17 protein-coding genes are annotated in these 18435 nt (G+C 68.5%); 7 read left to right on the top strand and 10 right to left on the bottom strand.

Going from position 1 to position 18435, the window contains the following annotated elements; all coding sequences use genetic code 11:
- Positions 1-11 precede the first annotated feature (11 nt).
- The 5 genes from C8D03_RS17035 to mdoH form a co-directional block, all read right to left on the bottom strand.
- Positions 12-1010 (bottom strand): glucokinase, encoded by a 999-nt coding sequence (locus tag C8D03_RS17035; RefSeq protein ID WP_108047948.1) that lies wholly within the window; start codon positions 1008-1010, stop codon positions 12-14.
- Positions 1010-1819 carry a 2-oxo-tetronate isomerase gene (gene otnI, locus C8D03_RS17030; protein ID WP_108051757.1) on the bottom strand — a complete coding sequence of 270 codons (810 nt, stop codon included), beginning with the start codon at positions 1817-1819 and terminating at the stop codon, positions 1010-1012. Before otnI ends, C8D03_RS17035 begins: the two co-directional genes overlap by 1 nt.
- 141 nt (positions 1820-1960) lie before the next feature.
- Positions 1961-2944, bottom strand: a complete 984-nt coding sequence (locus C8D03_RS17025) for a hypothetical protein (protein WP_108047946.1) — start codon at positions 2942-2944, stop codon at positions 1961-1963.
- 6 nt (positions 2945-2950) lie between these two features.
- Positions 2951-3709, bottom strand: coding sequence for an FkbM family methyltransferase (locus tag C8D03_RS17020; RefSeq protein ID WP_108047944.1), 759 nt, complete (start codon positions 3707-3709; stop codon positions 2951-2953).
- Positions 3706-5556, bottom strand: coding sequence for a glucans biosynthesis glucosyltransferase MdoH (gene mdoH, locus C8D03_RS17015; RefSeq protein WP_248308509.1), 1851 nt, complete (start codon positions 5554-5556; stop codon positions 3706-3708). Before mdoH ends, C8D03_RS17020 begins: the two co-directional genes overlap by 4 nt.
- A gap of 81 nt (positions 5557-5637) precedes the next feature.
- Here mdoH and C8D03_RS17010 point away from each other — a divergent pair, with 81 nt between their 5' ends.
- Genes C8D03_RS17010 through C8D03_RS16990 form a run of 5 tightly spaced genes read left to right on the top strand, consistent with a single transcriptional unit; the run spans position 5638 to position 9463 of the window.
- The gene (locus C8D03_RS17010) at positions 5638-6672 is read left to right on the top strand and encodes a zinc-dependent alcohol dehydrogenase (protein ID WP_181301052.1); all 1035 of its coding nucleotides are present in this window, start codon (positions 5638-5640) and stop codon (positions 6670-6672) included.
- The gene (locus tag C8D03_RS17005; RefSeq protein ID WP_108047942.1) at positions 6669-7127 is read left to right on the top strand and encodes a bleomycin resistance protein; all 459 of its coding nucleotides are present in this window, start codon (positions 6669-6671) and stop codon (positions 7125-7127) included. Before C8D03_RS17010 ends, C8D03_RS17005 begins: the two co-directional genes overlap by 4 nt.
- Before the next feature lie 34 nt (positions 7128-7161).
- On the top strand, positions 7162-7563 hold the full coding sequence (locus C8D03_RS17000; RefSeq protein WP_108047940.1) for a 6-pyruvoyl trahydropterin synthase family protein: 402 nt from the start codon (positions 7162-7164) through the stop codon (positions 7561-7563).
- Positions 7560-8624, top strand: coding sequence for a glycosyltransferase family 4 protein (locus C8D03_RS16995; RefSeq protein ID WP_108047938.1), 1065 nt, complete (start codon positions 7560-7562; stop codon positions 8622-8624). Before C8D03_RS17000 ends, C8D03_RS16995 begins: the two co-directional genes overlap by 4 nt.
- Positions 8624-9463 carry a class I SAM-dependent methyltransferase gene (locus tag C8D03_RS16990; RefSeq protein WP_108047936.1) on the top strand — a complete coding sequence of 280 codons (840 nt, stop codon included), beginning with the start codon at positions 8624-8626 and terminating at the stop codon, positions 9461-9463. The genes C8D03_RS16995 and C8D03_RS16990 overlap by 1 nt, the downstream gene beginning before the upstream one ends.
- A gap of 15 nt (positions 9464-9478) precedes the next feature.
- Here C8D03_RS16990 and C8D03_RS16985 read toward each other — a convergent pair whose 3' ends face one another.
- Positions 9479-10060 (bottom strand): cytochrome b, encoded by a 582-nt coding sequence (locus tag C8D03_RS16985; RefSeq protein ID WP_108047934.1) that lies wholly within the window; start codon positions 10058-10060, stop codon positions 9479-9481.
- 337 nt (positions 10061-10397) lie between these two features.
- Here C8D03_RS16985 and ribA point away from each other — a divergent pair, with 337 nt between their 5' ends.
- Both ribA and C8D03_RS16975 read left to right on the top strand, forming a co-directional pair.
- On the top strand, positions 10398-11525 hold the full coding sequence (gene ribA / locus C8D03_RS16980; protein WP_108047932.1) for a GTP cyclohydrolase II RibA: 1128 nt from the start codon (positions 10398-10400) through the stop codon (positions 11523-11525).
- Positions 11526-11598: 73 nt separating this feature from the next.
- A complete protein-coding gene (locus tag C8D03_RS16975; RefSeq protein WP_248308508.1) occupies positions 11599-14001 on the top strand; it encodes a hypothetical protein in 2403 nt (800 codons plus the stop codon).
- Between the two features lie 327 nt (positions 14002-14328).
- Here the strand turns inward: C8D03_RS16975 and C8D03_RS16970 are convergent, their stop codons facing one another.
- The 4 genes from C8D03_RS16970 to C8D03_RS16955 form a co-directional block, all read right to left on the bottom strand.
- The gene (locus tag C8D03_RS16970) at positions 14329-15189 is read right to left on the bottom strand and encodes a TIGR01459 family HAD-type hydrolase (RefSeq protein WP_108047930.1); all 861 of its coding nucleotides are present in this window, start codon (positions 15187-15189) and stop codon (positions 14329-14331) included.
- Positions 15189-16169, bottom strand: coding sequence for a sugar kinase (locus C8D03_RS16965; protein WP_108047928.1), 981 nt, complete (start codon positions 16167-16169; stop codon positions 15189-15191). The genes C8D03_RS16970 and C8D03_RS16965 overlap by 1 nt, the downstream gene beginning before the upstream one ends.
- Before the next feature lie 142 nt (positions 16170-16311).
- Positions 16312-17571, bottom strand: a complete 1260-nt coding sequence (locus C8D03_RS16960; protein WP_146170216.1) for a coiled-coil domain-containing protein — start codon at positions 17569-17571, stop codon at positions 16312-16314.
- A gap of 160 nt (positions 17572-17731) precedes the next feature.
- A complete protein-coding gene (locus C8D03_RS16955) occupies positions 17732-18265 on the bottom strand; it encodes a DUF1134 domain-containing protein (protein ID WP_248308703.1) in 534 nt (177 codons plus the stop codon).
- Positions 18266-18435 lie beyond the last annotated feature (170 nt).

Here is an 18435-nt window from a genome sequence, read left to right as displayed (position 1 = left end):
AGGCCCTGCCTTCAGGCGAACCAAAGCCGCGCCGGGTCGTCGAGGCCGAAGCGCTCGGGCGCAGCGGCGATCGCGGCCAGCCCCTGCTCGGCGCTGTCGCGGGCGGTCACCACATGCAGCGCGAAGCGCGCCGCCAGATCCTCCATCGGCGGCTTGCCGCAGAAGACCGCATGGATCGTCGCCCGGTCGGCCAGAGGCAGCAAACGCGGCACGATGCCGCCACCGATATAGACGCCGCCCGTCGCCTTGAAGGCGAGCGCGAGATCGCCCGCCACCCGGGCCAGCAGGCGCCAGAAGCAGACCACGGCCATCAGCGCCGCGGGATCGCCGTCGAGCGCCAGCGTGGTCACATCGGCGGCACTGACATCGGCCTCCAGCATCCCGGATTCGCTCGCGACGGCACGATGGAAACGCACCAGCCCGTCGCCGCTGAGCAGCCCCTCGACCGTGACGCGGGGGAGCCCCGCCGTCAGAGCCGGCCAGATCTTCTCCTCCGCCGCATCCTCCGGCCCGATCCCGATATGGCCGCACTCGGTCGGCACCAGAACGCCGCGAGTGCCGCGCCGGACCAGCGCCGCGGCACCGAATCCCGTGCCCGGCCCCAGTACGAGACGCGTACCACCCGCCTCCGGCTCGCCGGTCACGAGTGTGGTCAAATCGGTCTCGGCCAGCACGGCGAGCGCAGCCGCCTGCGCCTCGAAATCATTGACCAGCAGGCCCTGCTCCAGCCCAAGCGCCCGCCCGAGCTGCGGTCCGTCGAAATGCCAGTTGGCATTGGTGAGCTGCGCGTTGCGACCCTCGAGCGGTCCTGCGACCGCCAGAACGGCCGACCGCGGGCGTTGCGCCAGCGTCGTCAGCACCGCTTCCAGCGCGGCCTCGGGCGTCGCCTGGCTGCCGGTCGCGATCCGCGCCAGGGGTTGGTGTCCGGCGCTGGCATGCTCGACCAGCGACAGGCGGCAATTGGTGCCGCCGATATCGGCAACCAGCACCGGATAGGAGAAACCGACCATCAGCCGGCGTCCATCGGGTCGCGCCGGTGCAGATCATGCCTGCGATAGGGCGAGAACCAGCCGAGGCCTTCCAGCGTGCCGGCGCGCGGCCGGTACTCGCAGCCGACGAAGCCGTCATAGCCCAGCTTGTCCAGCAGTGCGAAGAGGGCCGGATAATCGGGGCCGGCACTGTCGGGCTCATGGCGCCCGTTGGCACTGGCGATCTGGACATGGCCGACCAGCGGATAGAGCGCCTTCAGCTTGCCGGCGACGTCGCCATGGATCAGTTCGCAATGATAAATGTCGAACTGGAGCTTGACGTTGTCCCGCCCGGCCTCGCGGACATAATCCGCCGCCCGGTCGAAATCGTTGAGGAAATAGCCCGGCATGTCCTTGCCGTTGATCGATTCGAGCAGCAGGTCGATGCCATGCGGGGCCAGCGCATCGGCGGCATGGGCGACCGAGGCGCGATAGGTCTGCTGCGCGACGGGATCGCTCGGATCGGCCAGGCCCGCCATCATGTGCAGGCGCTTCACGCCGGTCTCATGGGCGTAGGTCAAAGCGGTCTCGATGCCGGCCCTGAATTCATCCTCGCGTCCCGCCAGCGCGGCGATCCCTCGCTCGCCCTTGGCGAAATCCCCGGGCGGAAGATTGAAGAGCGCCTGCTCCAGCTCTCCGCCGGCGAGCGCCAGGCCGACTTGCTCGGCCGGATGTTCATAGGGAAACAGGAACTCCACTGCCGCGAACCCGGCATCCGACGCCGCCTTGAAGCGGTCGAGGAACGCCCATTCGTTGAACATCATCGAAAGATTGGCGGCAAAGCGAGGCATGACGGTCTCGAAGCTGGTGAGGGTTTCCAACGCTAGCGCGATGCGCGGCCCGCGTCATGGGCCAACGCATCGGGAGCGGATTGCGTTCCAGGCCTCCTCTCGGCTGCGTCCGGAATGACGGCAGGAGCCTTATCGCCCGGCCTATTTCTTCTCCGGCTTCGCAGGTGGGTTCGGATCGGCCGAGAAATGCCGGAAGACCATGTCGGGTGATGAGGTGTTGTGGCGCGAATGCGTGGTGCGGCCCATCCAGATATCGGTCGCCTTGCCGCCGGAGAACGGCATCAGCAGCTCCTCGCGCCAGCCCTTCGCGCCGGGCTCGCGCAGCGCGATCCGGGCGACGTCGTTGTTGAATTCGGTGACATACATCGAGCGCAGCGCCACGAAGGCCTTGCCGCCGGTCACCGGCTTGTCGAGCACGGCATCCAGCACCATCCGGTTCTCGTCGACATTGTCGAGCCTGAGCGTGCCGGATGAGCCGTCCTTGAAGCTGAGCTTGAACGAGGTCGTCTTGGGATCGAACTCGATCTCCTTGATGTTCACGACGGGGCGCGCGCCATCCTGCTCGATCGGCCCGAACAGGAACGAGGAGCCATAAGCTGCAGCCGAGAGCTGCGGCGGTGGCAGCGGCCTTGTCCGCCAGTAGCCGTCCTGTGGATAGACGACCAGGACCTCGTAGGAGCCGGTCTTGCCGAGCTTCCAGAGCTGGACGAGGTGCAGCCCCTTCTCGACGCGGTCACCGACCTTGAAGGTCGTATCCGCCGGGCGCCAGAAGGTCGGGAAGGTGTAGCCGACGAGCCAGTACTCGATGCTCTCGTAAAACGTAACGCGGCGCGGCGGCGTCGGCGCTGCGAAGGCGGGATCGCCCGTCATGTCGCAGGCCGTCCAGTCGGCATCCCAGTTGTCGCGCAGGAGGCCCACGATATAGGCCGGGTGGGCGGCCTCGATCTGAAAGCGGCGGACCTCGGGCGAGATCGCCTTGATCGTGACGTTGTCCTTCTCGGCGCAGAGCACGGGCTCGGACTCGTTCCTGACCTCGACCGCGACGTCGCCGGCCGCAAAGGCGGGCGCAGCGGAGCAGATCAGGGCCAGCAGGGCGATGCGGAGGCGGGTCGCGAGTGTCGTCATGAAGGCTCAGCTCTCGAGGATGGCGTAGACATCGCCTGAATTGGCGGCGTGGGGAAGCCCGCGCAGATAACCGCCCATTGCCTCGGCGCTGGCGAAGGCGCCGAGTTCGAGCCGCTGGCTTTCGCCGAGCGCGACGTTGAAGCGATAGGGACCGAGCGTTTCGAGCAGCGCGAGGCAGGCTTCGGCGACGTCGCGCTGGATCGTGGTGAACTCGAAGGAGATCGCCGGAACAGCCCGGGTCAGCCCTGCCAGAACATGGGCCTCGAAACCCTCGACATCGATTTTGAGCAGGGCCGGAAGGCCATGCCGCGCGATCAGCGAGTCGAGGGTGGTGCAGCGGACGGCGATCTCATGGTCCCAGACCTGCTCGCGCCAGCCATCGGCTCCATGTGCCGCGCCGATGAAAGCATCGGACGCGGTCGAGACCGTCGGATTGGCGCTGTTGATCCGGAGCGTGACCGAGCCGTCATGGTCGCCGCAGGCCGCCTCGACCAGCGTGACTTTCGGATCGCGGCCATGGATCAGCCGCAGCACCCGCGCCGGTCCCGGCTGCGGTTCGAGCGCGACCACGCGCGCGCCGAGCCGGCGGAAGGACGAGACCCGGTCGCCGACATGCGCGCCGATGTCGAAGGCGAGATCGCCGGGCCGGAGGAAATCGCCATACAGCGCATCCATCGCGGCATTGCGGGCCGCATCGCCATGATAGACGCGCAAGGAGCGCGACAGCGCCTTGGCGGTGCCCTTCGGGTAGACCGGAGCGTTCATGCGCTCCCTCCGCGGCGGATGGCGACGAGTTCGGCCGGCGGATCGAAATCCTCCGGGATGCCGCAGAGGCCGCGTGCCGCGAACCACGCCCCGAGCGCAGGAAGCGCCGTCGCCATCGCGAAGGGAATGGCGAGCAGATAGCCCGCCGTCAGCGGCAGCGACCAGAGCAGGACGGTCGGCGACAGCACGATCAGCGTCCCGAACAGATAAGCCGCAAACAGCAGATGCGGCCACAGGCCCGCGAAGGCAGTCGCGAGCGACAGCGCACGGGCATCGCGCGCCTGGCCGTTCCAGCCGATGCGGGAGCGTCCAAAGAGCAGCCCGATCATGAACAGTGTCGTCCGAAAGCTCGAGACCGCGCCCTGCAGGAAGGCGAAGACGACCTCGATCGCAGCCGAGACGACGAAGCGTAGCGCGCCGCCATAGCGTGCGGCGCCTCCCTTGCCGAGCAGGATGTCGGCGAAGCCCGCGAGCTTGGGCGACAGATACATGCCAAGGAACAGGAGGTAGAGAGCAGCCGCGAGACCCGCAGGGTAGCCCTCGATGGCGCGATCCTCGACGACCTTGAGCGGCAGGAGCGCGATCATCAGCGTCCAGGCCGGCAGGCCAAGGAACATCAGGATCGCCCAGACGAGCTGGAAGCGGCTCATCGGCCGCAGGCCGGACAGGTCGAGCAGCTTGAGATATTGCAGATTGCCGAGGCACCAGCGCAGGTCCCGCTTGGCGAAGTCGAGCATGGTCGGCGGGTTTTCCTCCCAGCTTCCCATCTCCTCCGGCAGCACGCGGACCTCGTAGCCGGCACGGCGCATCAGCGTCGCCTCGACCTGGTCGTGGCTCATCACCGCGCCGCCGAGCGGCGGGCCGCCGGCCAGCACCGGCAGGTGGCAGCCATCGCGGAAAGGCGCGATCCGGACCATCGCATTATGGCCCCAGAACGGACCGCAATCGCCGATCCACCAGGCCGAGCCCATCGTGTAGGGCCGCATGCCCTGGCGCATGCCGAACTGGAAGACGCGCGCGAAGGCGGATTTGCTCGGCATGCCGACGACGAGACTCTGCAGGATGCCGAGCCTCGGATAAGCCTGCATCATCCGCGTCAGCCTGACGATCGCTTCGCCCGACATCACGCTGTCGGCGTCGAGCGGCAGCATCAGCTCGTAATCCGTGCCCCAGCGCTCGCAGAAATCGCGCACATTCCCGGCCTTGAACCCCGCATTGTCGCTGCGGCGACGATAGGTGATGCGCCCGTCCTCGCCGATCTCGCGCTGCCATTGCGCGGCGAGCTGCTCTTCGGCGGCGGCAACACCGGCATCGTCGCTATCCGACAGGATGAAAAAATCGAACCAGCCGCCCTCGCCGGTGGCATCGAGGCTGTCCTTGACCACGCGCAGCCGCTGGAAGGCCCGCGCCGGCTCCTCGTTGCGCAGCGTCATCAGGATCGCGGTGCGGATCGCGATCGGCGTCGGCTCGTTGCCTGCAAACGCGAAGGGCGCGACGCGCGCCATGCCGTCCTCGACGCCATGCAGCAGCCAGAACCCGATCACCGCATTCCAGAAGCCGAGCACGGTCCAGGGCGCGCCGAACAGGAAGGCGACGAAGATCGCGCCATCCGCCACGCTCCAGCCGCCGGCGCCCAGAACCTGCCAGAGGCCGCAAAGCAGCGCCCCCAGCGTCGCGAGATTGAGCGCGAGGACGAGCCGGCGTCGCCTGGCCAGCGTGGCGAGCGGCTGCATCCCGGCCGGGGTCAGCCCGGCGGCTTTCGCGTCGACCTGCGGCACAGCCGGGCCTTGCGCCGCCGGCTGGAACGTGGTCGGAGCGGGGCGCTGGTTCATGGCGGTTTCTGTCATGCGATCGATCTGGGCAAGGCGCGATCTGGGCAAGGCGATCTCGGCAAGGCGGACGAGGCAGAGCGAACAGGAGACCGCGACATGGCACGAAACGACACGGCGCAGGAGCTAAAGCCGGCATTTTCGTCGAGTGCAAGCGCACCAGCGACGGCGCTTTGGTATGCAGCGCCGCGTGAATGTGCCCTGAACGCCGAAACGCTGCCCGAGCGCGGCGCACAGGACTGCCTCGTCCGCACGCTCTGGAGCGGCATCAGCCGCGGCACCGAGCGCCTCGTCTTCGAAGGTCGCGTTCCGATCGGCGAATACGAGCGCATGCGGGCCCCCTTCCAGCAAGGCGCTTTCCCCTTCCCGGTGAAGTACGGCTACTGCGCCGTCGGCATCGTGGATGCGGGGCCGGAACACATGCGCGGCGAGACGGTGTTCTGCCTGCATCCGCACCAGGACCGCTTCATCGCCCCGACCGACAGGCTGACCTGCGTCCCCGCGACCGTGCCGGCACGGCGGGCCATCCTCGCCGCCAACATGGAAACCGCACTCAACGCTCATTGGGATGCCGGTTCCGGCCCGGCTGATCGCATCGTCGTGGTCGGCGGCGGGGTGCTCGGGCTGCTCGTCGCCTGGCTCGCCGCCAGGCTGCCGGGTGCGGAGGTGACGCTGGTCGATGTCGAGCCCGGCCGTGCGGCGCTGGCCCAGGCGCTCGGCTTCGGCTTCGCCCTACCGGCCGATGCGCCAGCCGAGGCCGATCTCGTCTTCCACGCCAGCGCCTCGGCCCCGGGCCTCGCCACCGCCATTCGGGCCGCAGGGGTCGAGGCGCGCATCGTCGAGCTGAGCTGGTATGGCGAGGGCACGGTACCGGCCCCGCTCGGCGGCGCCTTCCACGCAAGGCGGCTGCAGCTCGTCTCCACGCAGGTCGGCGGCATCGCGCCCTCCCGCCGCCCGCGCTGGGATTATGCCCGCCGCGCCACCGCGGCCATGGCGCTGCTCGCCGACGACAGGCTCGACGCATTGATCACGGACGAATTTCCCTTCGCCGAGGCACCGGCCCGGCTGCCCGCCATCCTGGCGCCGGGCGCCGCTGGTCTGACCGCTGCGATTTGCTACGGAGAGCCGTCATGATCGCTCCCCGCTCGCAGCCGCGCCCCGCTCTCGTGCCGGAACTCAACATCACCTCGCTGCCGGCAAGCCTCGCCTTCTGGCGCGATCTGCTCGGTTTCCGCATCCTCTACGACCGCCCCGAGCAGGGTTTCGCGGCCATCGAGCGCGACGGCGTCGAGTTCATGCTGGAGGAATACGACACCGGCCCAGCCGAGAGGCTCGGCATCTGGACGACCGGCGCGCGAGAGAAGCCCTATGGACGCGGCATCAATTTCGAGATCACCGTAAAAGATGTCGACATGCTGCTGGACGCGCTGAGGCAGGCATCATGGCCGATCTTCTTCGGTCCGGAGGAGCGCTGGTATCGGATCGATGCCAGCCAGGAGACCGGCGTCCATCAATTTCTCGTTCAGGATCCGGACGGCTATTTGCTGCGTCTCTCGCAGTCGCTCGGCCGCAGGCCGCTCGCCACCTAGACCGCAGCCCCCCGTTAAACGCCAAGGAACGCGCATGTTCTCCGTCGAAGTCCGCGACCGCATCATGATCGGCCATTCTTTGCCCGATCCCTTCTTCGGCCCCGCGCAGAACATGCATGGCGCGACCTTCGTCGTCGACGTGGCCTTCTTCCGGCCGACGCTAACGAAGCAGAGCGTCGTCGTCGACATCGGCGCCGCGCTTGATGTGCTGAACAGGACGCTGAAGCCGCTGAACTACCAGAATCTCGACGCGCTGCCGCAATTCGCCGGCGTGCTGACCACCACCGAATACCTCTGCAAACATATCTTCGACGCCATGGCGGGTGCGGCGAAATCCGGCGCGCTCGGCGAGGACGGTGCCGGATTGGCCCGCATCCGGGTGACCCTGCACGAGACCGACCTCGCTCGCGCCAGCTTCGAGGGCGCGCTCGCGTGAGCGCCATCGCCTTCGCCGTCCCGGGCGACATCGACCTGCCGACCGGCGGCTACGCCTATGACCGCAGGCTGCTGGCGGAATGGCGCGAGATTGGCATCGAGGCCTGTCATCTCGCCTTGCCCGGCTCCTTCCCCTTTCCGACAGAGGCGGATCTGGCGGAGACGGGCAGAGCGATCCTGTCCCGGCCCTGGGACGACACCTTGCTGATCGACGGGCTTGCCTATGGTGCCTTTCCCGAGGGCATCGCGGCGGGGCTGGCCGGACGCGTCGTCGCGCTGGTCCATCATCCGCTCGGCCTCGAGACCGGGCTTGCGCCGGACACAGCGCAGCGCCTGCTGGCGCGCGAGACCGCCGCCCTGCGCTATGCCCGCGCGATCGTGACGACGAGCCCCGCGATGAAGCGGCTGCTGGCCACCGATTTCGGCGTCGACGAAGCACGCATCACCATCGCCCTGCCCGGCGTCGACCCCGCCCCGCGTGCCAGTGGCGGACCAGCGGACGGCCCCTTGCGACTGCTCGCCGTCGGCTCGATTGTCCCGCGCAAGGGCTACCCTGTCCTGGTCGAGGCGCTTTCCACCCTGCGCGACAGGAAATGGCACCTCACCATCGTCGGCGCCGGCGACCGCACGCCCGATGCCATGCGTGATCTGACGGGCCAGATCGCTGCCGCCGGGCTCGAGGACCGCATCTTGCTTGCAGGAGCCGTGAACGACACAAGCCTGGCGAAAGCCTATGACCAAGCCGATCTCTTCGTCATGCCCTCGCTGTTCGAGGGTTATGGCATGGTTCTGACCGAGGCCCTGGCGCGGGGCCTGCCGATCGTCTGCACGACCGGCGGCGCCGCCGCCGAGACGGCTCCGGACGCCGCCGCGCTCAAAGTCGCCCCCGGCGATGCCGGCGCGCTTGCCAAGGCGATCGCGAGCCTGATTGATGCGCCGGCCCGACGCAGGACCCTGGCCGATGCCGCCTGGGCGGAAGCCGCCGGGTTGCCGCGCTGGCGCGAGACGGCAGCGATCGTGGCCAGGGTTTGTCTGCCCGAGACCGGGCGAAAGGTAGGCTGATGGGTGGTTTCTCCCCCGAATGGCTGGCTCTGCGCGAGCCCGCCGATCACGCGGCCCGCAACCCGCAGGTCCTCGCCGCCGTCGGCGCGCATTTCGCGGCCAAACCCTCGCTCACCATCGTCGATCTCGGCTGTGGCGCCGGCTCGAACCTGCGCGGCACCTATGCCGCCCTGCCGGCGCGCCAGCACTGGACACTGGTGGATCTCGATGCCGGCTTGCTCGCCGCCACCCGCGACACGCTGGCGGGTTGGGCCGACGAGGCGCGCGAGCAGGGCGAGGAACTCGTGCTGTCCAAGGGCAACCACATGATCACCGTGGACACCCGCCAGGCCGATCTGAGCACGGAGCTCGAATGGATCCTCGGCTGGCAGCCCGATCTCGTCACGGCCGCCGCCTTGTTCGACCTTACCTCAAAGCGCTGGATCGAGCGCTTCGTCGCCGCCCTGACCAGCCAGCGCCTGCCGCTCTACACCGTGCTGACCTATGACGGCCGCGAGACCTGGGCGCCGCCGCATCCGGCGGATTCCCGGATTCTGGCCGCTTTCAAGCACCATCAGCACGGCGACAAGGGCTTTGGCCCGGCGGCCGGCCCCGATGCCACCGACGTCATGGCGGAGGCCTTCCGCAAGGCGGGCTTCGCCGTCTCGATCGGCGACAGTGCCTGGCGGATCGACGAGCGGCGCGGCGAACTGGCACAGGCGCTGGCGAAAGGCATCGCCGACGCGGCGCTGGAAACCGGCCAGGTGGACCCGGTGACCGTCGCCGGCTGGCTGGCCGCGCGGACGCCATCCGCCTCGGCGCTGGTCGGCCATCAGGACCTCTGGGCGCGCCCCGTCTGAGCGCCCACCTACGCGTTATCTCAGTCCCGGCAGCATCCGGCGCAGCACGCCGTCCCTGCGGATGAGGTGGTGGTAGAGCGCCGCCCCGGCATGGGCGCAGGCGAGCAGCGCCGTCACGATGGCGAGCTTGCCGTGAACCGTCAGCACGGCATTCGCCAGATCCTCGTTCGGCGCCGCCAGCGCCGGCAGATTGACCAGCCCGAACAGCGTCAGCGACGGGTAGAGCGAGACACCGATCCAGCCCAGCAGCGGCACCACGATCAGCAGCCCGTAGAGCAGCCAGTGCAGCAGATGCGACGCGGCCCTGTGCCACCAGAGCAAAGTCGGTTCGTCCGGCGGCGCTCCCCTGAGCAGGCGGTAGGCGAGCCGCCCGGCGACCAGCCAGAGCACGAGGAAGCCGAGAAGCTTGTGCGAGCTGTAGAGCGCGTCGGTCAGCCCGTCCCAGACATTCAGTGTGTTGCCGCGATAGGTCATGGCGAGGCCGAGCGGCACCATGACGAGGACCGCCCCTGCCGTCGCCCAGTGCATGTGGCGGGCGGCGGCGCTGTAGACCGGGTCGGCCGTCTCGTTGGTCACGACGTCATGCTCCCGCGTCATCCCTGCCTCCTTGCTAGCCGCCCTGCCGGCGTGATGCGCCGGTCTCCATATTCATCCCGCGTTCAACGTCCGGACCCTATACCGCTCGCGAACGGATTGCATGGCCGCCGAGCAGGTCACGAAAAAGTGGCTACCCGCTTTCGCTCGATCCTGCTCTGACCCTTCGATGAGAGGCGGTCGCTCGGAATTGTTTGCGCGATGGAACTGGCCTCGCTCCAGGCACGTTTGATGGAAAACTGTGCAGCATTGATCTATATCGACGCTGCGCCCGTACAAGCATAACCTCCCGCCGGGCCCAGGCCTTCCTGAGCGCAAGCCCTTTCTGACGGACAATCCGATGCCTCAGTCGCGTACGCTGTTCGGACGCCCGCTCGAGACGAGCCTCGTGGCGGTAGACCGGGCCATTTCCGAACTTCGCGCCGGCCGCCCGGTTCTGTTGCGGGCCGGAGAGCGTCAGGTGCTCGTGCTCTCGGCGGAATTGGCGGATGGCGATCTGGTCGCCCGGCTCGACAGCCTGGCCGGCGGCAAGGCCCATGTCGCGCTGAGTGCGGCCCGGCTGCGCCGTCTCGGCGCCAAAAACCGGGCCGAAACCGGCATTCTCGCGATGCCGACGCTGGATCTGGCCCGCATCGAGATGCTGGCCCTCAAGACCGACGGCAAGGTCGACGCTCCCGTCGCGCCGGCCTCCGGGGTGGATGACGCCGCGCTCGAACTGGCAAGGCTCTCGCTCGTGCTGCCGGCGGCCATCATCGTCCCGGTTTCGCGCGAAGCGATCGCCGGCGAACCTCTGGTCGAGGTCGCTATCGACGCCGTGAACAGCTATCGCGCCGCCCAGGCCGCGACGCTGACGATCGTCGGCCGCGCTCCGGTGCCGCTGGAAGGCGCGCCCGAGACGGAGTTCGTCGTGTTCCGTGGCGGCGAAGGCTTGCGCGATCAGGTCGCGATCATCGTCGGCAGCCCGGATCTCACGACTGCCGTTCCCGTGCGCCTGCATTCCGCCTGTCTGACGGGCGACCTGTTCGGCTCACTGAAATGTGATTGCGGCGACCAGCTTCGCGAGACGGTGCAGTGGATGGCCGAGAACGACGGCGGCATCCTGCTTTATCTCGATCAGGAAGGTCGCGGCAACGGCATCTCCAACAAGATGCGCGCCTACAAGCTGCAAAGCCAGGGCTGGGACACCTATGACGCCGACGAGGTGCTCGGCTTCGATCTCGACCAGCGCCACTTCGATTTCGCCGCGACGATGCTGAAGCAGCTCGGTGTCACGCGCGTCACCGCACTGACGAACAACCCGCTCAAGGTTGGCGCGATCAAGGCGGCCGGTGTCGAGGTCGCGGCAACCCAGCGCGTGCTCGGGCGGCCCAATGTCCATAATGTCCGCTATCTCGCATCCAAGCGGGACCGGGCCGGCCATTTCATCGACATGGACGCGCTGATGGCGCGGGCCGCTCCGAAGGATTGAGCCGCGATGGGGCAGGCCCCGTCGCCAGCGGCAAGGGGTTGATCGCCATGATGACTTCGGGCACCGCAGCCTGATGTCGCAATTGCTCGACCCCGAATCCGGACAATCGCCGTCGCGCTGGCCGCTGGCCGGCGTGATCGGCATCGTGATCCTGGCCTGGATCGCCCTGTCCTGGCCCTGGCTGTCGGGCATCGTCACCATTCCCTGGGACGCCAAGGCGCATTTCCAGCCTCAGCTCCAGTTCCTGGCCGAAGCCTGGCACAGCGGGCGCTCGCCCTTCTGGACGCCCTATGTCTTTGCCGGCTCGCCTCAGATCGCTGACCCGCAATCCCTGATCTTCTCGCCGCCCTTCGCCCTGATCGCCGCGATCGAACCCGTGCCCGGCTTCCGGCTCGGCGACGGCGCCGTGCTGGGCACGCTGCTGGCCGGCGCGCTCGCCTTCGTCGTGATCTTCCGGGACCGCGACTGGCATCCCGCCGGAGCCGTCGTCGCGGCGCTGGCCTTCGCGTTTGGGGCCGCCGCCGCCTGGCGCATCCAGCATGTCGGGCAGGTGCTGAGCCTCGGCTACTTCGCCATCACCCTCGCTTTGGTGGCGCGGGCGCTGGAACGCGGCTCGCTGGCCTATGGCTTCACGGCGGGCATCGTCGCCGGCTTCATGGTCCTCGGCCGCGACCAGGTCGCGCTGATCGGCGTCTATGTCCTGGCCGGGCTCGTCATCGCCGCGATCGCGATGGCCCGAAGCCCATGGCAGGCGTTGCGCACCAGCCTCCTGCCTCTGCTGGCGGGCGGGCTCGGCGCCGTGCTGGTCGCGACGGTCCCGATCCTGCTCACCGCCTTCCTCGCGCAGGAATCCAACCGCCCGGCCATCGACCTCATCGACGCTGGCAAGGGCTCGCTTCACCCGGTAGCATTGCTGACCGGGCTTTTCGCCAATCTCTATGGCGCGGCCGGCCCGCTCGATAACTTCTGGGGCGCCCCCAGTCCCGCCTTCGAGGCGCGCTTCGGCCCGCAGGACCTCTACCTCGCCCGCAACATGAGCCAGCTCTATCTCGGGCTGATCCCGATGGGGCTGGTGCTGACCGTCGGCCTTGTCCGCGGCGCACTGCTCCGGCGCGAGATCGTGGCTCTGAGCCTCGCGGCCCTGATCGTGCTGGTCTATGCGCTCGGGCGCTTCACCCCGGGCTTCCAGCTCTTGTTCGAGCTTCCGGGCGTCTCCTTCTACCGCCGTCCGGCCGATGCCCTCTTCATCCTGGGGGCGCTCATCGCCCTGCTCGGCGGCTATGTCACCCATCTCGTCATGACCGGCACCGCGCCGCGCGCGCGGCCCTGGCAGCGGATCGTCGAGATCGCGCTTTTCGCAGGCGCGCTCGCTTTCGCCGTCTGGCTCGCCTGGACGGTCGGGCGCCTCCCTGTCGCGACCGTGCCGCTCGTCACAGCCCTTCTCTGCGCCGTGCTGGCCGTCGGTGCAGTGGTCGCGGCGCGCGGGCTGGCGCTGCGCGGGGCCGGGCTGGCGGCCGCCATCGTGCTGGCCGCGACGCTGGTGGTCGATCTTTCGGTCAATAACGGCCCGAGCGAGTCCACCGCCCTGCCCTCGCAGGACTACGATGTCCTGCGCGCCGACAGCGCCAACGAGACCATCGCCCTGCTCAAGCGCGAAACCGCCCGCACCGCCGGTCCCGACCGGCGCGACCGCATCGAACTCGCCGGCATCGGCTTCCACTGGCCCAATGCCAGCCTCGTGCACCGGCTCGACAACACGCTTGGCTACAACCCGCTCAGGCTCGGGCTCTACAGCAAGGCGACCGGCGCCGGCGACCATGTCGCCCTGCCCGACCAGCGAACCTTCTCGGCCCTGATGCCCGGCTATCGCTCGTTGCTCGCCGACATGCTCGGCCTGCGCTTCATCGCGACCGGCGTGCCCGCCGAGCAGATCGACAAGGCGCTGAAGCCCGGCGATCTCCTCCAGATCGCGCGCACGCCCGACGCCTATGTCTACGAAAATCCCCGCGCCCTTCCGCGTGTGCTGCTCGTGACGAAGGCCGAGAGGGCCGATTTCGACGCGATCCTGCAGACGGGCCGATGGCCTGAAGGATTCGATCCGCGCCGGAGCGTGCTGCTCGATCGCGACGTGCCACCCCTGCCACCGAATCCGGCCCTGCCGTTCCGCAGCCAGACGGACTCGCCTCCGCCGGGCTCCATTCGCATCGCCGACTACGGAACCACCGAGGTCACGCTGAAGGTCGATGCGCCCCAAGGCGGCTATGTCGTGCTGAACGACGTCTGGCACCATTGGTGGCAGGTCGAGATCGACGGCGTGCCCGCGGAGATGCTGCGCGCCAACGTGCTGTTCAGGGCCGTCGCCGTCCCGTCCGGTCGCTCGACCGTGCGCTTCATGTTCAGGCCGTTCCGCGGGCTGTTCGAGGATGTCGGGAAGCGGCTACGAGGGACGATGACGGACTCTGCTCTGCGGCGTTGAAGTCGCGCTGCAGGGCGAGGGAAACTCTTGATTGGCTCGCGCTCGTCACAATTGCCGGAGTGCTTACATTGGACAGCCGGACGGCCCGACGACGCTCTCAGTTCCCTAAGCTCAAAGGCTGGCGGCGGAACCGAGCGGGCAACTGGCAGATCGAGATCCGGCAATTCCGCATAACGATATTTCAGAAGCCTGCGGGCTGGAACGCCGTCATAAGTCATCCAGCGATGGCCGTAGCCGCGTTTACGCGCGAAGGATCCGGAAGCTTTGCCGAAGCGCAGATCGCCGCCTTCGATCTTCTGACATCGCTCGAGCGGCAGATCCGCCCGCCTAAGCCAACGCCCCCATCGCCGCGACCGGCTTGACCGTAACACCTGCCAGCACGGCCTCCAGCCCGGCCGGATCGACCACCCCGTCGCGGATCGTCTCGTCGCGGTGGATGCCGCCCGCGATGAACAGGCTGTCGAAGCCCATCAACCGGGCGCCGGCGAGATCGGTGCGCACCGCATCGCCGATCACCAGCACCTTCGCCGGATCGACCGGATGGCCGCCACGCGCGCTGCGCGCCGCCTCCAGCGCCAGATCATAGGACGGGCGATAGGGCTTGCCAGCCCAGGCGACGCTGCCGCCGAGATCTTCGTAGATCAGAGCGAGCGCCCCCGCACAGGGCAGCAAATCATGCCCGACATGCACGACGAGATCGGGATTGCCGCAAATGAAGGGCACGCCGCGCGCCGCGAAACGCTCCAGCAGCGGGCGATACTGTTCGGGCGTCTCGGTACGGTAGTCGTTGAGCTCGGTCGCGACGACGAGGTCGGCCTCGTCTTCGCCGACCAACTCGATATCGGCGCCATCGAAGACCGCGCGATCACTTTGCCAGCCGATATGGAAGACCTTGCGGTGATGGCTCTCGGCGATCAATGCACGGGTCACGTCGCCCGAGGTGACGAGCCGGTCCCATGCGCCGCGCGGGACGCGCTTCTTGTCGAGCAGCTCAGCAACCTGCTCAGAGGGGCTCGGCGCGTTGGAGAGCAACACCACCGCACCGCCCTGCTCGCGGAAGGTCGTCAGCGCGTCGCAGGCCGGCGGCATCGCCCAGACGCCGTCATGCACCACACCCCAGACATCGCTGATCAGCACGTCGTAGCGGGCGAGCAGCGTGCCCGCCTTGTCGAGAACCGGAACCGCCATCAATCTGCTTTCTTCGCCGCGAGGGCCGAGGTCTTCTCGAACGCCATGGTCTTCTCGAGCACCATGCGGGCCTCGACATCGGCGCGGCGCGGCAGCGGGGCGACCGCGCCGAAACCCTGGGTGGAGAGCGCAGCCGCGACATTGGCATAGGCGCCGGCCGTGAAGGCATCGCCGGTGCGGATATACTCGGACAGGAAGGCCCCGTCATAGCAATCGCCGGCGCCGGTGGCGTCGATCGCCTCGACCTTGATCGGCACCAGCCGCTCGCGGCGCTCCGGCGTCGCCACCAGCGAGCCTTCATGTCCGAGTGTCAGCGCCACGATCTTCGCCCCGAGGCCGAGATAGAAATCTGCGATCGCGTCGGGATCGCTCAGGCCCGTGAGCTGGGTCGCGTCGTCGAAGCCCGGCAGCACGATGTCGGCCATCCCGCAGGCGGCATTGATGATCGCCTTCGCGCGGGTCAACGGCCAGAGCTTGAGCCGCAGATTGGTGTCGTAGGCCGTGAGCACGCCGGCATCGCGCGCCATCGCGAAGGCCTCGAACACGGCATCGCAGGCCGATGCCGAGATCGCCTGGCTGATGCCCGAGGCCTGCACGATCCGCGCCGAGGCGATCAGCTCGCGCGAAACGTCGCGTGGCCCGACCAGGCTCGCCGCCGAACCGGCGCGCAGATAGGAGAAGACATGACCGCTCGGTCCGTGATCGACGAAATACAGCCCCGTCGGCGCGCTCGCATGCGTCGAAACATGGACATCGTCGACCCCTTCGCGGCGCCAGAGATCGCGGATCGAACGGCCCGCCATGTCGTCGCCGAGCGCGCCGAGATAGGCGGCCTTCGCCCCCTGCCGCGAGGCCGCGATGGCGCAGTTCGAGGTGTCACCGCCATGCCCGAACTGGAAGGCGCCGGTCTCGGCCCGGGTCGCGTTGAACTCGCCCAGCGGCTCGCCGATGCAGAGGAGGTCGAAGCGGGGTTCTGTCACGGGGCTGGAACCATCTCGATCAGGAATCGGAGCGGACTCTGGGCAGGCGGAAATCTGGGCGGGCGAAGGCACGCGGACGAATGCGCGCCTTCCTAGAGCATGATCGCGATCGGGGGAAAGCCGTTTTCGAACGAAGCGACCGCTATTCGGCCGCCTCCTGTGCGGGCGGCAAGGTCATCAGACGCTCGGCGACGACCATGATCTCCTTGCGCAGCGCCGCATGGGCGGCCGGGTCTGGCACCGCCGCAACAGCTCCCGCCTTGCGTGCCTGGGCGGCTTCCCGCTTCAGTTTGGCCCGCTCGGCGCGGGACTGTTCGAGAGCCCCGTGCAACGTCTGGACCTCGGCATGCACTGTTTCGAGCTGTGCCTCGCGGGCCCGCAGATCCTCGCGCAGACCGTTGACCTCCAGCGAGACGCGCTGCCGCTCCGCGTCGAGCGCCGCCTTGGCCTGTGTCAGCTCCTGCTCCATCGCTTGCCTCGCCTCGGTTTCTCCGCCATGCGCCTGCGTCTCCTGCGCCAGCAGCGCCTCGATCCGCAGCGCCGCGGTCCCGGCTGCGACGGCGCGCGCATCGGCCGCCGCGAGCCCGGCCTCCGCCTGCTCCGCCCGCGCCGCCAGCGCGTTTGCCCGCAGCCGCTCGCTGTCACGATCGACGGTCATCGCCTTCAGTGCTGCCTGGCTCTCCGCGAAGGCCTGCTGCTGCGCCGCCAGCCTGTCGGAGAGGCCGCCTGCATTGCCTTCGAGCACCATGATCTTCGTGCGGTCCTCGACCTGCGCCACCCGCAACTGGTCGTGGTCCTGCCGAAGCCGGGCAAGCTCGCACTCGCTCTCTACCAGGAGGGACTGGCTGCGGCCGAGCGTCTCGCGCTCCCGCGCCAGTTCGCCGTCGCGGGCCAAGAGATCGGCGCTGGTGCCCGTCAACGAAGCGCGCGTCTCTGCGAGCACGTGCTCGACGCTGGCGAGATCGGCGACGCGCCTGTCGAGGATCGCGGTCGTCTCGGCAAGCGTCGCGGTTTCCCGTGCAAGCGCCGCGCGGGTCTCGGCCAGTTCGCCACGCGTGGTTTCGAGGTCGCTTTCCAGCACCGCGATCCGTCCGTCGCGATCATGCAGCGCGACATCGAGCTCGCCGATCTTCATGTCGCGTCGGCCGAGATCCTGCAACGCAGCCGCCTTGGCCGCGAAGCCGCGCTCGGCCTCCTGTTCGAGGGTACGGGCGCGCAGCGCGAGTTCGGCGCGCAGATGGTCGCGGTCGGCGGCGATCTCGGCCAGCGACAGCGGAAAGGCAGCCTCCGCGCGCTTGCGCGCCAGCCTGTCGGCCCGGCGGGCCAGCGCCGGCACAGCCGCCAGCGCGAGCAGGCTGGCCGACAGGAAGCCGAGCGCTACGAGCATGACAGCTTCGATCAAGATGTACGGCTCCACATCCGGGGGGACGGCAGATTAGGGCATCGCGCCGGAAAGCGGAAATCGGCTTTCGCGCGGCAGCCTGCCAAGACCACCATTGCTGCCGTTACGGCACGGCATCCGCGTTGCGCACACCTTCAGGCCTGGCTTCGACCAGGACGCGTCAGAAGGGGTTCCAGGTCGCCTGCGGCGTGAACTTCAGATAGCCGAGATTGACGCCAAGCCGCCAGCCGACACCGGTGCGTATCGGGACGACGGTCACGCCCTCGGCCGCCAGCGCGGTGAAGCCGAAGCCGCCGATGAAATAGGCCGAGCCATCGACGCCGACGAAGCGCTGATAGAGCGCCTCGACCGCCGGAAGGCCATAGACCAGCATCATCGTGCGGGCACCTTCGCCGCCGAAGTCGAAGCCGACAGACGGCCCCTGCCAGAACACCTTGCGGTCACCGGCATTGCGGGTGAACAATGTGCCCTCGCCATAGCGAAGCCCTCCGACGAAGGCGCCGGACGCCTCCTGACCCAGGACGTAGCCGTTCGGCTCGCCCCAGCGGCGGACCGCCTCCTCGACCGCGAGAGCAAGCCCGCGCGAGACATTGCCGAAGAACTGGTGGCCCGAGCCGACAAGCTCGTTCTGCGAGAAGGACCGGCTCTGCCCGTAAGATTGCTGGGCCGAAGCGGCACCGGGCAGTTGGGCCATGCCGGCACCGGCGAGCGCCAGGCCACCCTTGATCAGGCTGCGGCGGGTATGAGTCATGAAATCGGTCTCCGGGTGGGGCGCCAGCTCGCGCCGTCGATCCGCTCCGGCGTCTCGACCCCAAGGCTGCCGACAGCCTGGCAAGGTCTCGCCAGAACGGTGAGAGGGGGACG

This window comes from Bosea sp. 124 (assembly GCF_003046175.1).
Taxonomy (GTDB): domain Bacteria; phylum Pseudomonadota; class Alphaproteobacteria; order Rhizobiales; family Beijerinckiaceae; genus Allobosea.
The sequence above is the reverse complement of the archived record's forward strand: the minus strand, read 5'-3'. Positions and strand labels throughout refer to the sequence as shown.